The sequence below is a fragment of the Segetibacter sp. 3557_3 genome (assembly GCF_004354985.1).
Classification (GTDB): domain Bacteria; phylum Bacteroidota; class Bacteroidia; order Chitinophagales; family Chitinophagaceae; genus Segetibacter.
Window position 1 is genome coordinate 1 of the sequence record NZ_SMSK01000006.1, and the last position, 13,964, is coordinate 13,964.

Annotated in this window: 9 protein-coding genes, 1 tRNA gene and 1 rRNA gene; 3 read left to right on the forward strand and 8 right to left on the reverse strand. The window is 43.4% G+C overall.

All coding sequences use genetic code 11. The annotated features are described in order from the left end of the window. A 16S ribosomal RNA gene (locus EXU57_RS11105) occupies positions 1 to 191 on the reverse strand; the annotation flags it as partial. Between the two features lie 583 nt (positions 192 to 774). Continuing rightward, the gene (gene truA / locus EXU57_RS11110) at positions 775 to 1,515 is read right to left on the reverse strand and encodes a tRNA pseudouridine(38-40) synthase TruA (RefSeq protein WP_133268287.1); all 741 of its coding nucleotides are present in this window, start codon (positions 1,513 to 1,515) and stop codon (positions 775 to 777) included. Positions 1,516 to 1,836: 321 nt separating this feature from the next. Here truA and EXU57_RS11115 point away from each other — a divergent pair, with 321 nt between their 5' ends. After that, a complete protein-coding gene (locus EXU57_RS11115) occupies positions 1,837 to 4,317 on the forward strand; it encodes a M1 family metallopeptidase (protein WP_133268288.1) in 2,481 nt (826 codons plus the stop codon). A 108-nt stretch (positions 4,318 to 4,425) separates the two neighbouring features. On the opposite strand, the gene EXU57_RS25765 is transcribed toward EXU57_RS11115, so the two are convergent. The 5 genes from EXU57_RS25765 to gap form a co-directional block, all read right to left on the reverse strand. Then, positions 4,426 to 5,226: a TPM domain-containing protein gene (locus EXU57_RS25765; protein ID WP_133268289.1), complete on the reverse strand. Its 801-nt coding sequence runs from the start codon at positions 5,224 to 5,226 to the stop codon at positions 4,426 to 4,428. Between the two features lie 37 nt (positions 5,227 to 5,263). After that, on the reverse strand, positions 5,264 to 5,722 hold the full coding sequence (locus tag EXU57_RS11125) for a TPM domain-containing protein (protein WP_133268290.1): 459 nt from the start codon (positions 5,720 to 5,722) through the stop codon (positions 5,264 to 5,266). Positions 5,723 to 5,739: 17 nt separating this feature from the next. Continuing rightward, positions 5,740 to 6,339 carry a LemA family protein gene (locus tag EXU57_RS11130; protein WP_133268291.1) on the reverse strand — a complete coding sequence of 200 codons (600 nt, stop codon included), beginning with the start codon at positions 6,337 to 6,339 and terminating at the stop codon, positions 5,740 to 5,742. 121 nt (positions 6,340 to 6,460) lie between these two features. Next, positions 6,461 to 7,654: a phosphoglycerate kinase gene (locus EXU57_RS11135; protein ID WP_133268292.1), complete on the reverse strand. Its 1,194-nt coding sequence runs from the start codon at positions 7,652 to 7,654 to the stop codon at positions 6,461 to 6,463. Between the two features lie 405 nt (positions 7,655 to 8,059). After that, entirely contained in the window at positions 8,060 to 9,073 is a 1,014-nt protein-coding gene (gap, locus tag EXU57_RS11140; RefSeq protein ID WP_133268293.1) for a type I glyceraldehyde-3-phosphate dehydrogenase, read from the reverse strand. A gap of 334 nt (positions 9,074 to 9,407) precedes the next feature. On the opposite strand from gap, the gene EXU57_RS11145 reads away from it, so the two are divergent. Both EXU57_RS11145 and EXU57_RS11150 read left to right on the forward strand, forming a co-directional pair. After that, a tRNA-Glu gene (locus EXU57_RS11145) sits at positions 9,408 to 9,479 on the forward strand. A 410-nt stretch (positions 9,480 to 9,889) separates the two neighbouring features. Continuing rightward, the gene (locus EXU57_RS11150; protein WP_133268294.1) at positions 9,890 to 11,593 is read left to right on the forward strand and encodes a hypothetical protein; all 1,704 of its coding nucleotides are present in this window, start codon (positions 9,890 to 9,892) and stop codon (positions 11,591 to 11,593) included. 51 nt (positions 11,594 to 11,644) lie between these two features. Here EXU57_RS11150 and EXU57_RS11155 read toward each other — a convergent pair whose 3' ends face one another. After that, complete coding sequence (locus tag EXU57_RS11155; RefSeq protein ID WP_133268295.1) at positions 11,645 to 13,279, reverse strand: sialate O-acetylesterase; 1,635 nt, start codon at positions 13,277 to 13,279, stop codon at positions 11,645 to 11,647. Between the last annotated feature and the right edge of the window lie 685 nt (positions 13,280 to 13,964).

The following is a 13,964-nucleotide window of genomic DNA, read 5'->3' on the forward strand; positions in this document are numbered from 1 at the left end:
GCCACTAAATAATGTTACGGGGTATTAATCCAAATTTCTCTGGGCTATCCCCCACTTAAAGGAAGGTTCTGTACGTGTTCCGCACCCGTTTGCCGGTCGCCGGCAGTATTGCTACCCCGATGCCCCTCGACTTGCATGTATTAAGCCTGCCGCTAGCGTTCATCCTGAGCCAGGATCAAACTCTCCATTGTAAATGAGTTTTGATCGCTGACATCAATAATTCTCAAAATAAAAATAATTAACGTCTGATCTAATTGTTTCTAACGCTAACCTACCTGTGTAAATAAATGATCACTCATCTATCTCACGCTGTTACTTTCCAATCTGTCAAAGAACTTTTGCTCTAACTAAATAATCTTAACTCATTTCAAATTATTTGAACCAAAAACGAGCAAAACCATAAAGAAAGAACCTATATAAAACCTGGATAAACTGAAGCGGATGAACCGCCAAAACCACCAGGTTTGTGTTGTTTTTTAAACCGGAGTGCAAAGGTAAAAGGTTTGTAGAAAACCACCAACTTTTTGATGTTCAAATCAACCTTTTTTTTTAGATTTTTTTTCGGCCTCAATAACGCAAACAGAAAAAAGTTCTATTCCCAAAAATGCCCTTGCAACCTTAAAGAACTATACGCTTTTTTGATAGCGGGGTGCAAATATAGGAACGAAACTTATACGCCTTGTAATAACTTCTAAATCTCAGGTAAAAATTTGTTAAAGGCCTAAACGTACGGAGTGTGGAGGATCATTTCTACAAAACAAAGAACGAATGCCGTTACAAAAAAATGTTTTCCGGATAGTGAACATTTACCAGAAACAGCCCTTTACCCGGGGGTGAAAAATTTGCTTTGGTTTGATCGCCTGCTTCGATAATCTTGCGAAAGTCGGCTGGCGTACGTTTACCCTGGCCAACTTCCACCATGGTGCCCACCAGTCCACGCACCATTCCTCTTAAAAAACGATTTGCCTCAACAGCGTAAACCAGGCAATGATCATCTGTACTCCATTCACTCCTATGCAAATGACAGATATGGTTATTTACCTGACTATTTCTTTTGGAAAAAGCAGTGAAGTCGGAGTAACCCAATAAAATCGCGGCAGCTTCCTGCAAACGGAGAATGTCGAGGGGGTAAGGATGATACCAGGCCCTGTTGAATAAAAAAGGATTTTTAAAATTATAAATATAATATTGATACTTCCTGCTGGTTGCGTCGAACCTTGCATGAGCATCAGGACGTACCTGTTTGATGCTACGGACCGCAATGTCTACAGGAAGCATTGCATTAAGGTTGTAAATTAATCTTTCACTTACGGGGTGCCCGGTGTCGAAATGAAAATAGTTCTTAAGCGCATTAACCCCGGCATCGGTGCGTGAGGCGCCGGTAAGTTTAACCGGGGAGCGGAAATAAACGGCTAATACCCGTTCAACCTCAGATTGAATAGTTGGCGTATTTGTTTGTATTTGAAAACCTCCATAACGCTCGCCCGAATAGCTAACTTCAAGAAAGTAACGCATAATAATCGCAACCCTTGCTATACAGGTTGATTTGCAATTGTACGAAGGCAATCGGGAAAGTGATCAGGTTTGTTATTTGCCAAAAAAAACTGCTGATTGTACTATATACTTCCCAGCTCTTCAACAATAGTCTTTTATCCTTTGTTAATTAATTTTTGGACGAAGCTTCAATGCATGACAAAACCCGTTTAAGGTTAACTACGTAGTTGGCATCTTATATGCACAGAGAAAGCCCGGCTTTGCACCCTAAGTTGAAGTGAGTGACACAACGATGTTGAATGTTGTTATTTTGCCGGTAACCAAAAAAAGAAAAACGAATAGATGCGAAGATTATTAACAAGTGTAGTGCTCTTGACCCAACTAGCGGTTTTTGGCCAGGGAACCTTAACGAAAGCCGGTGCACGAAGTAGCGTTTACCGTGCGACCGACGAACGGATCAACAACGTAGAACATGCTAAACTTGATGTAAGATTTGATTATGCAAAAAGCTATCTCTCCGGTAAAGTTTGGCTAACATTGAAGCCACATTTTTATGCTACAGACTCCCTGAGACTGGATGCAAAAGGCATGACCCTTTCGCAGGTTTCGCTTGCTAAAAACAACAAATTAATCCCACTCAAGCACGAATATGATGGAATGAACCTGCGCATCAAACTGGACCGATCGTACTCCCGCCTTGAAACATACCAGGTTTATGTTGAATACACGGCCAAACCTAATGAGTATAAAGGCAAGGGCAGCCAAGCCATCCAGGATGCAAAGGGTTTATACTTTATTAACCCCCTGGGTACTGAAAAAAACAAGCCCACGCAAATATGGACGCAGGGCGAAACTGAAGCAACTTCTGTATGGGTGCCCATCATTGACAAGCCAAATCAAAAGTGCACACAGGAGATCACCATGACGGTGCCCTCGAAGTACGTAACATTATCAAATGGCAAGTTGATGAGCCAAAAGGTGAATAAAGATGGCACTCGAACGGACCATTGGAAAATGGACCTACCACACTCGCCATACTTATTCTTTATGGGCGTTGGCGAATACGCAATTATTAGAGACAGCTATAAAGGAAAGGAAGTTAGCTACTATGTTGAAAAAGAATACGCGGGTGTTGCAAGGAAAATCTTTGGTGAAACACCCGCTATGATGCGGCATTTTTCGCAGGTACTTGGTGTAGAATATCCATGGATCAAGTACGCACAAATTGTTGGTCGTGACTATGTAAGTGGAGCAATGGAAAATACTACGGCAACGCTTCACCGCGAAGCCCTGCAACAGAACGCCAGAGAGCTTGTAGACGGCAACCAGTTTGAAGATTATATATCGCACGAGTTGTTTCACCAGTGGTTTGGTGACCTGGTGACTGCAGAAAGCTGGAGCAACCTGACTGTAAATGAAAGTATGGCTAATTATAGTGAGGTAATCTGGTTAGAACACCGTTATGGAAAGGATGCGGCCGATGCTCACAACTATAAAGATATGCAGGCTTATGCATCATCACTCCCGGCACATAATGACAACCTGGTGCGCTTTAATTACAACGACAAAGAACAGATGTTTGACCTGGTTAGCTATAATAAAGGCGGTCGTATTGTTCATATGCTAAGGAACTACATTGGGGACTCTGCTTTTTTTAAAGGGCTAAACCTTTATTTAAAAACCCATAAGTTTAAGAACACAGAAGCGACCCACCTCAGGCTTGCATTTGAAGAGGTTACCGGCAAAGACTTGAATTGGTTCTGGAACCAATGGTATTATAGCAGTGGTCACCCGCGGCTTGAAATCAGTTATGGTTATGATGCCACAACCACAACCGCGTCTGTATACCTGAAGCAAACGCAGAATAGCGACAACGCCTTTAAATTACCATTTGCCATAGACATTTATTCTGGACAGAACCGCCAGCATTATAACGTTGAAACCGATCGCAAAACAGATACCTTCACCTTTAAAGTCCTCTCAAAACCAGACCTGATTAATGTTGATGCAGACAAGGTTTTATTGGCTGAAAAGAAAGACACCAAAACTGCAGAAGCGTATATGTTGCAGTATAAGGTTGGGAACTATGTGGATCGCAGGGAAGCTTTAGAATATGCAATAAAGAACAGGGACTCATTGATCGCAAATTCAATTATAGAACTGGCGCTGGCTGATCGCTATTATGAGTTGAGGGAACGTGCGTTAAGTGGTTTAAATGCATCTAAAGTTTCTGAAGAGGTTTTCCGCAAGGTCCGTATGATTGCCGAGCAGGATGAGAAGCGAACCACACGGGCCGAAGCAATTGACCTGCTTGCACGAAAGAAGGATAGCTCCTACCGTCAGTTCTTTTTAAAAGCACTTTTTGACTCTTCGTATTCGGTTGCCGGAGCAGCGCTGGAGGCCTTGATGAGCATTGATGAGGAAGCCGTTGTGCCCCTATTACCAAAGTTACAACAAGATGCCCGCGGACGTCTTGCGGAAGCCTTGAAGTTGGCTGAGGTGCTGACTTTTTCGGACAAGGACTTCGACAGGATGACACTTGCCTTTGACAGTGCGTCGATGTATGAAAAATTTGTTCAATTAAAGACTTACCTGACCTTTTTGGGGAACGTTACAAATTCAACAAATTTCCACAGAGGAGTTGATCGTATAATAGCGTTCAGAGACCGGGTTGCATCTTTTTCGAAAGAATACAAAGATGAAATAAACAAGCAGTTAACCGGGCTAAAAAACAAGAAGCTCAACAATCGCAAGCTTGGTGATCAAACTACCAGGCAGGAACAAGCTGAATACATCGATAGGTTTTTGAAAGAGAAGTCTTAATTATTGGCGGTAGATACTACCACTTACCGTTAAACTAATTACACTTAAAAAATAACGGGGCTGTACAACTGTACGGCCCCTTTAATTTTATTTATTAAGTGATGAACGCTACCAATTACCACCTGCACCTCCACCACCAAAACTACCTCCCCCGAAACCACCAAATCCACCGCCGCCGGATCCTCCTCCAAAACCACCGCCGCCACCAAATCCACCATCTCTCCTGCCTCCACTAAGCAAACTTCCGAGGATTGCTCCGGTAGCGATATCACCATATCCACGTCGGCTCATCATTCCACCGCCGCCACCTCTTCCCCCACGGCTTGAAAGCATTATGATGATAAATATAATAATGATTATCCCCAGAACACTTCCGCCGCCAGAGTTTGACTTGCGTTGTCGATAACCTGCGGGAGCCTTATATTCTCCCGCTGCAGCTCGCATAATGGCAGTAGTGCCGAGGTCAAGACCACGGAAATAATCATTGGCCCGGAAGTTTGGCAGAATTTCGTTGTCGATGATTGCTTTACAGGTGATGTCAGGTAAGGCCCCCTCGAGACCATAACCAGGGGCTATAAAAACGGCACGCTCATTAGGATCGGTGCTGACCAGAATAAGTACGCCGTTATTTGATTTCTTGTTGCCAATGCCCCAGTCGCGTCCGAGTTTGGTTGCGTAATCTACAGGGGCATAACCGTCGGTATTAGGAACAATAACGATAGCGATCTGGTTGCTGGTACTGTCGTCGTAAGCGACGAGTTTTCTTTCCAGTTCGGCTTTCTGATCGGCAGTAAGGGTATTCGTGTAATCGGTAACTAACCGGGGTGGATTTGGCCGTGCAGGAATATCCTGTGCGTAGCCTGCCACAGCCGTTAATACCAGTAAGAATATTGATAAGAGAAACTTCATAATATTAAGAAATCCCGCGAACTGGCGGGATTGTGATTTAGTGCCCGAAGATCAACTCGTCCGGCAATTCATTTTTATCGTTTTTCTCGTAGGGGAAATGGGTTTTAAGCGCCTCACCAATATCGATGACACAGTTGGCGATACCGGTCGTGTAATCTTCTTTTGTAAAGTCGGATATCATTTTTTTCACCTCAATGTTCCAGAAGTCCGCACCAGAACGTTGGTATATGCCCTCATCAGCAAAGATGGCCAGTTGATGATCATCAATTGCAATGTAGAGAAGCACCGCGTTGCGGTCTCTGGTTTTTTCCATCTGCAACTTGAAGAATAGTTCACGGGCCTTCTCCACGGGATCAACGTAGTTGCATTTGCTTTCAACATAAACCCTTACTTCGCCGCTTGTATTCTTTTCAGCCTCCTGAATGGCAGCAACTATTTGCTGCTGCCCTTCAGGGGTGAAAAATTGCCTCTTTTTCTTAAAAGGAAATAAGTCCATACCCAAATACTTTTAAGTTAGAACTGAACATCGGGGGCTCTATCAGCCCCGGCCTCGGCTGCAAAACCTGCTCTCTGTTTGAAGCCCATCATGCCTGCGAAAATGTTGGTTGGAAAACGACGAACCTGTGTATTGTAGGTTTGAACGGCATCGTTATAATCATTACGGGCAGTCTTAATCCGGTTCTCGGTTCCTTCCAGCTGAACTTGTAAGTTGCTGAAATTACCTGTTGCCTTTAAATCAGGATAACGCTCGACGGCTACGTTAATCACCATTCTTGCGGCATTTAACGCTTCAGTACTGGCCTGCTGAATTTGCTGCATTTTCTGCGGCGAAAGGCTGTCTACCGGTACATTTACAGCCTGCTTAAGTTGACCTGCACGCGCCAATGCTACCTGGGTATACGTTTCTTTTTCGAAGTTCGCTGCACCCTTGACGGTTGCAACCAGGTTTGGTATCAGATCGCTCCGGCGTTGGTAATCACTCTGCACTTTGTTCCATGCGTTCTTCACGGTCTCATCCTGAGTAACCAGTGAATTATATTGACCACAACCACAACCACCAAGTAAAAGCACAGCTGCAATAATTATGATCAGGGTTAAATTTTTTGTCTTCATTGTTTGTTTTAATTTTTGTGCACCAAATGTAGTGTTATTCAGAACAAATTAAGGCTCAACTCCTCGACGCGCAATTAACATTAACTACAGATTAAATAAACGCTATGCTTTTAACCGGTTATTAATCGTTTATCGCTGCGATCCCGGGCAGTTGTTTACCCTCAAAATACTCGAGCATTGCTCCACCTCCGGTGCTTACATAGCTCACCTTGTCAGCCAAACCAAACTTGTTTACTGCAGCTACACTGTCGCCACCGCCAACAAGCGTAAATGCACCTTTTTGCGTGGCATTTGCGATGAGGTTAGCTATCTCCAGCGTTCCGTAATGAAACTTCTCCATTTCAAAAACGCCCATTGGCCCGTTCCACATGATTGTTTTGCTTCCCAAAATGATGTTTCCAAAAAGGTCCACTGTTTCTTCCGCGATGTCCAACCCCATCCAACCTTCGGGTATTTGATCATTTGAAACGGTTTTGGTGTTTGCGTCAGCAGCAAACTTATCTGCTACCACACTATCGGCGGGCAACATGATGTTTACGCTTTTTGCTTTTGCTTTTTCCAGCAACTCTCTTGCAAGTTCGAGTTTGTCCTCTTCAACAAGGCTATTGCCAATTTCTTTACCCTGCGCCTTTAAAAATGTATAAGCCATTCCACCGCCAATCAGAATAAAGTGGGCGCGCTCCAATAAGCTTTCAATAAGCTGTATTTTATCACTCACCTTTGCTCCCCCGAGGATGGCGGTAAAAGGTTGTTCTGCGGATTTCAGAACTTTATCAGCATTCACAATTTCACTTTCCATGAGTAGTCCAAACATCTTTTTATCACCTGGAAAAAACTGCGCTATTACTGCAGTGGAAGCGTGCGCGCGGTGTGCAGTTCCAAACGCATCATTTACATAAACATCCCCAAGTTTGCTGAGCTTTTCTGCAAAACCAACGTCGCCTTTTTCTTCTTCTTTATAAAAGCGAAGGTTTTCGAGTAACAACACCTCTCCGGGTTGAAGTTTTTGCGAAGCCTGAACAGCGGACTCCCCTACGCAGTCGTCGGCAAATTGAACATTTGTATTCAACAATGTTCCAAGATGGGCGACAAGGTGTTTCAAAGAAAATTTTTCCTCTGGTCCTCCCTTGGGTCGACCCAAGTGGCTCATCAAAACTACGCTTCCACCATCGGCAAGAATCTTTTGAATTGTTGGAACGGCCGCACTAATCCGGTTATCATCGGTGATTTGGTTGTTATCGTCCAACGGTACATTGAAGTCTACACGTACCAGCGCTTTCTGACCTGAAAAAGTGTGTTCCTGAAATTTGCTCATGATTATTGGTTTAAAAATGATTTGTAAGCGTTACAAAGTGGTGTACTTGTCATAAATCTATGTTAGCTGGTCAGGTATTTGGGCTTCACCCTGCCGGCGTTACCATCCGGTTTGCATGATTGCTGCCGAACTCGTCTGGTAAGGTCAGCAAGCTCTGCTCGTGGTTGTGTACGGGCGCCTGGCCGATTATACACTCAAATCCGACAGTAACCAACCACTCTTAACTTACCACTATATAATATTTGTACCACCGATAGCTTATTATGCCCAATTGTGCTTTGTGGCGAAATTGAAGTAAAGAAAATACATCGGAAAACAAAAAAACCGCAGCATTCACGCCGCGGTTTAAATATTACTTCCGCAATTCTTTCGCGGCAGCCTGAAAGTTAAACGCTCCAGATAGGTTTACTTGTTAATCAACCCCGCCAGGTATTTAACCGTACGTACAAGCTGGCTAACATAGCTCATCTCATTATCGTACCAGCTAACCGTCTTTACCAGTTGGTTTTCCCCCGCAGTGATCACCTTTGTTTGCGTTGCATCAAACAAAGAACCAAAGTCGATACCAATGATGTCTGTGCTTACGATTTCATCTTCGTTATAACCAAAGCTTTCATTGCTTGCTGCTTTCATGGCGGCGTTTACTTCTTCAATGGTCACGTGCCTGTTCAGTATAGTTGTAAGTTCTGTTAACGAGCCGGTGATTGTTGGAACACGTTGTGCACTACCATCAAGTTTGCCTTTTAATTCCGGCAACACCAGGCCGATAGCTTTTGCAGCACCGGTGCTGTTGGGAACAATGTTCGCTGCAGCAGCCCTTGCACGCCTGAGATCTCCTTTTGGATGTGGTGCATCAAGTGTATTCTGATCGTTGGTATAAGCGTGGATTGTTGTCATAAACCCGGTAACGATTCCGAATGTATCGTTTAACACCTTCGCCATTGGTGCAAGGCAGTTAGTGGTACATGATGCGCAGGAAATGATTGTTTCGCTACCATCCAGGATCTCGTGGTTGACATTAAAAACGATGGTCTTTAGCTCACCTGTTGCAGGAGCTGAAATGACTACCCTTTTTGCTCCTGCGGCAAGATGGGCCTCAGCCTTGGTCTTGTCGGTGAAGAAACCGGTACTTTCGATAACAACATCTACATTGTGTTCTCCCCAGGGTATCTGAGACGGGTCTTTCTGCGCATAAATCTTTACTTCCTCACCATCTACAGTTATTGCATTTTCCGAACTACTCACCTGGCCATTAAAGCGACCTTGTGCACTATCATATTTTAGTAGGTGTGCTAACACAGCAGGACTGGTCAAATCGTTAATTGCTACAACATCAATACCTTCCATGTTGTAAATCTGACGAAACACCAACCGACCAATACGTCCGAAACCGTTAATGGCTACTTTTACTGTACTCATAGAATTTTTTTTATACGTGAAAAAAACCGACGCGAAATTACAATGAATGCCGGTATATGGTATCACAATTTTTTTTGAGCCAGCGTTGATACTTAATTCAACATCGTTGTGTCACTCTCTTGTACAGCAAAGCTTTATTCTGCTTCACATTATTGCAATATCTGGTATTCCATCTAACAGGCACTCCATGGCTCATGTTTAAATCGTCAATACTTATTTCAAACATCCTTATATATGTAGCCCTATAAATGGGTAAACCACATTCGAATTAAATTTCAAAAAAGTTTTGGCGGAAATGGATGATGCCCCTATTTTTGCACTCCCTTAAAGAGATGGAGCGTTGGTCAAGGGGTTAAGACACCTCCCTTTCACGGAGGAATCACGGGTTCGATTCCCGTACGCTCTACAGGATAAAAGCCTTGAACACAGTATCACAACTGGTTCAAGGCTTTTTTATTTATTCCCTGTTGCAATTTGCTCAGTTTGTTGCCGCGGCCTAACAACAGGGTGTACATATTATTAAGCCGTAAAGTTTTTGTATTAGTTGCAATAAAATGATAGCTGGTGTCGTTAAAGGGCAGCAATAATCAAAATGCGCCCGGGAGGTTGCACAAATATATCGACCAACATACCTAAACAGGTTTCAAATATTTTCTCATGCTGATTTGTAAGGCCCCGATTTCTATCGGGGCCTTTTGTTTTCTACACTTTGATGGTTAATATTTTCATAACACAATTCAGCAGGCGATACTCCCGAAAGATGCTTCCATGTTTTCCTGTAGCTTAACAGCATCACACCTTTCAAAACTTCTATCAATGATGAAACATCTCTTTCAAGTAGCAGCAACTATTCTTTTGTTTAGCCCTGCAGCTCAATCACAAACCGAAATTAACCTTGAGAAACCAGTTTGGCAATTGGTGTCTACCGCTGACCATGGAAGAAAACTTACGACTGAAGATGTTGGCGTACTGTACACCAAAAGTGGTAATAATTATTACCGGAGGGTTTTCTACGGCAGGGCCGAAGCCAGCTGGTGGGGCGTAATTGTGAACGATGGCAAAGATGATTACCCGGCACTTCAAAAAGCTGTTAACGAATGCATCAAACAAGGTGTAAGTCTTAACCTACCGAAAGGAGAAATCGAACTTAGCGAAGGCATAGTTATCAGGAATGGTCCTGAAGGCAAGCCCTCCGAATATGTTACAATGGATCTCTACGGTGATGGAAATGCCTTTGATCCGAACATCGGCGGTGGAACAAAACTTAAGTTACTCGATAAAACCGGTGCTGCCATTTACCTGCAAAAAGGTAAAGGCTGCACCATATCCGATATAAAGATCGAAGGCCAAAACACTGGCTTGTTTAACTTCAGCATATGGGACATGGTAAATACGAAAAGTTTTACCACCAATGGGGTTGCTGATAATGCCAACGCACCCCATGCAGGCATTGTAATCGATCCTTTTTATACGGCAACAACCCGGTTTAGGTACCCCAAAAAACTTAAATATTATACCGAAATAAGTAACAGCGGTAGTACCAGTATAAAGATCAACAACGTTTATATCAGTTCATTTGTCGCGAATTTCTGCATTAGTCCTGCAGGCTTGCAAAATGGCGAAAACATCTTTCTTACAAACTGTTGGTCAGACCATTCAAACGTCGCAGTGTCCACGGGTAGTTCGCAGAACAGGCAGGTTCGAATTGAAAACTTCACCTGCTGGGGACAGACACAAACTGTGTTTGATAGCTACAGCTACACATCAGGTGGAAGCGCCTGCCCGCCAATTGTCAACGGGTTTAACATTGCCCAGGTGAAATACCTTTGCAGGGTTGGCGCATGGTTTGGCAATGCATCGAACTTTATGAATGGTTTTGCGGAGGAAATTTATTCCCTCGGAGGTTGTTTTGAACAAAGAAGCAATACTTTTTACATCACCAACTGTCTTATTTACCTGATGGGCTCGCAACTTGAAAAAGACAAACTCATCAGGAACCCCAGACAAGTATTACAATGTGATGATGCAGTTTTCGACAAAACATTGATTGCTTTGTATGGTAAGCCCATTTATCAAATTGGGTTATCAGTAAACGATGTTCTTGTAGACAAGGGCGAGATACCTGCACCCTTTATCGTTACTGCCGGAAGGGTTCGTTATAATTTTGTGACCGTAAGAAGCAAAGGGTACAAAATCGATCAGGGCGGGGTACAATCGGAAAACATTGCTTCAGAAGCTAAGGCCATACAAGCCGTAAATGAAAGGGAAAATTCCTGGAGTTTCATCAGCGAGTCAGCTAATAAAATCAAAGCTGGTGACTTCGTCACCTTAACAAATGAGCGGTCACGCGGAGCCTTTGAATATTCAAACCCCCAGTTTTACAGTGGTGGTACCGTTGTAAAGGTAAACACCGCTACCGGCGAAGTTGTGGTACAAGGGCTGGCCAGTGAAATGGCGAAAGGGGAGAAGTATTCGATCTACACTACCAGGCTTCCACAAAGAAACGATAAGGCATATTGATGGCATAAAAAAGCCGGGATGTTGGTCCCGGCTTATTATGTTTTATTTTAGTTATAGCTGTTCTAAGTATACTGCCCCGATCAGGCCATCCAGCAATTTATTCAACAAGATGTTTTGATCATTGTCGGGCCCGTTTGTACGGATATTTCCATCCATATTAACATCGCCAGGCGAGTAAACCACATTAAGAATAAGTGAGAGGGAACCACCAAGAGTAATGTTTTGGATTTTATCCTGATCATTTTGCGGACCGTTGTACTTAACATTCATATTAAGGTCGGCATTACCACCACGCATTAGCCAATTGCCATTTACACCAACGGTTGAGCTATAGTTCTGTACCTGGTAAGCCCTGTTTGCATTGGCGGTGAAATCGTGATTAGCACTACCATCATTGAAATCAAGGGCCGAGGACGAACGTATACCGAGGTGGTTTCTGTGACGAATAACAACGAAGTAATTACCGGGTGTCACTCCGGGGAAACTAACGCTTGTAGAAGTACCGTCGAGGTCTACAATGGTTCCATCGTTGTTAACGAACACCGCTTTACGGGCTACAATTTGCGAGGGAGCTGAAGCGTTTCTAAGTTCAACCAGTATCCAGTCTACAATATTTGGGTGTGATTGAAAGAAACCGTAAGGAACACTTTCAGAGCCGGAGTAATTAAAATTACCCATATTGTATGGTTGACTGCGTGCGTGCTGATCAAGTATTCCGTAGTAGTTGAGGTAGGTGGTCATTAACCTGTTAGAGGCATTATAAGGACCTTGCAACAAAACCTTGCCGGAAAACGAAAGACCCGATGGTGGAGGAGTCTCTGCACCATTTTCGAACTGAGCAGCATTATAAATGTCTAATCCAAACTGAATTTGTCCTGTTGCATTGTAGTGTACCCAATCCTGCAGTGGATAGCTGTCACAGTTTATAAGGATCGCATTGTTGGATGGAACAGCACAATAAGCCTCCTGGGCGGCCCTTACGATATCCCTGAAAGGATAAGCGGTAGGTGCATAGATACGTCCAAGAACTTTTTTATAGGACTGATAGCTAAAACCATTTGAACTGGCGAGACCTCTCCAGACATTATCAACAGCAACAAAGAATTTATTTAGGTTCGCCAGGTATGCATTGGCATCAACGATTGTTTTTGCATCATCTTCACCTTGCATCCAGATCACACCCTGAAGTTCAAGTTTGTGTCCTTGTGAACTTGCTTGCGACACTGCAAGACCAAGCCACTCCTGGAATTGTTGCCACCGAACACCTGACTGCCAAAGAGCCTCTCCTGGGGATGGTGGTCTCCAGTCAGTAGCAAGCGTGGTACCACCTTGCCCTTGCTTAAACACCAATCTCTTTCTAGGCTGCGCCTGGTGCAAACTTCTAAACAAAGATGCTTCAAGACCAAACTGTGCAGGATCTGCATAATTCTCCGGCATTGTATTTACACCGACATTCAATGGTTGCCACTGAGCCGAAAATGCGCCTACTGCCGGATTCCAAATCATTGTATTTGGTACAACTCCCCGGTACAATGCGGCTTGTTGGCTGTTCATTTCATTTGCTGTAGACCATCCTGTATTAGATTGACCGATTATGATATAAAACGGAACAGTTGTTTGCGAAACAGCGACCAAACCAATAAAGGAAAAGAGCACCATGAAAGCGAAAGCACTAATTTTTTTCATCAATTTTTCTTTTCTGGTTAATATTTTTTAAAAAAAGGCGTTAGAAAGAGTACTGGATGTGTTGAACATCGGCTTGGGAATAAAGAAACAGCAAAATTCCTGTTTATCTGTTTTTTGCAACCAATAACCGGGTAGTAAAAGACTGTGACCCGTCATTTGGTGAAACGAACATCCTGGGCGAACTTCAGCTGCAAAACTACCTGGTTCTACAGCGACCGCGAATTAAAAATTACTGAAATTTAAAGTCCTCAGCCTCAATTCGAAACGCACGTCTTCGATGCTGCAATATGCACCACAAAAGAGGTTACAGAATTGTTAAAAGTGGCGTTTTCAAGGGTAGGTAGCAGATTGATTTTTTAGGTGGAAGCCCGGCAATGTACATTTATTTTACTCAATTCCGCTAATCCGAAAAAGTATACATACAAATTTCTTGCTTAAGTTGTTTGCTTATGCCACAAAAACCTTGCTGTATTTCTTAAAAGCGCCGGACAGAACGTTTGCGCAGGGATATAAAATACCGAATGGTGTACTGGTGGCAGTAGGAGTAACGACACCGAATTCAGCTATCTGAAAAATGCAACAATTCAATTAGACGTACTTTGTTCTCACAAATATCTTAGGTCCTGGCTATATAAAAATGAGCCTTGACGTTAATCAAGGCTCAATCGGTGGGACAAGTTGGGGC

What these genes read in the sequence shown, in the direction of transcription:
- truA (WP_133268287.1), bottom strand. Translation starts at nt 1,515, where the DNA reads ATGCGTTACTTTCTTGAAGTTAGCTATTCGGGCGAGCGTTATGGAGGT.
- EXU57_RS11115 (WP_133268288.1), top strand. Translation starts at nt 1,837, where the DNA reads ATGCGAAGATTATTAACAAGTGTAGTGCTCTTGACCCAACTAGCGGTT.
- EXU57_RS25765 (WP_133268289.1), bottom strand. Translation starts at nt 5,226, where the DNA reads ATGAAGTTTCTCTTATCAATATTCTTACTGGTATTAACGGCTGTGGCA.
- EXU57_RS11125 (WP_133268290.1), bottom strand. Translation starts at nt 5,722, where the DNA reads ATGGACTTATTTCCTTTTAAGAAAAAGAGGCAATTTTTCACCCCTGAA.
- EXU57_RS11130 (WP_133268291.1), bottom strand. Translation starts at nt 6,339, where the DNA reads ATGAAGACAAAAAATTTAACCCTGATCATAATTATTGCAGCTGTGCTT.
- EXU57_RS11135 (WP_133268292.1), bottom strand. Translation starts at nt 7,654, where the DNA reads ATGAGCAAATTTCAGGAACACACTTTTTCAGGTCAGAAAGCGCTGGTA.
- gap (WP_133268293.1), bottom strand. Translation starts at nt 9,073, where the DNA reads ATGAGTACAGTAAAAGTAGCCATTAACGGTTTCGGACGTATTGGTCGG.
- EXU57_RS11150 (WP_133268294.1), top strand. Translation starts at nt 9,890, where the DNA reads ATGATGAAACATCTCTTTCAAGTAGCAGCAACTATTCTTTTGTTTAGC.
- EXU57_RS11155 (WP_133268295.1), bottom strand. Translation starts at nt 13,279, where the DNA reads ATGAAAAAAATTAGTGCTTTCGCTTTCATGGTGCTCTTTTCCTTTATT.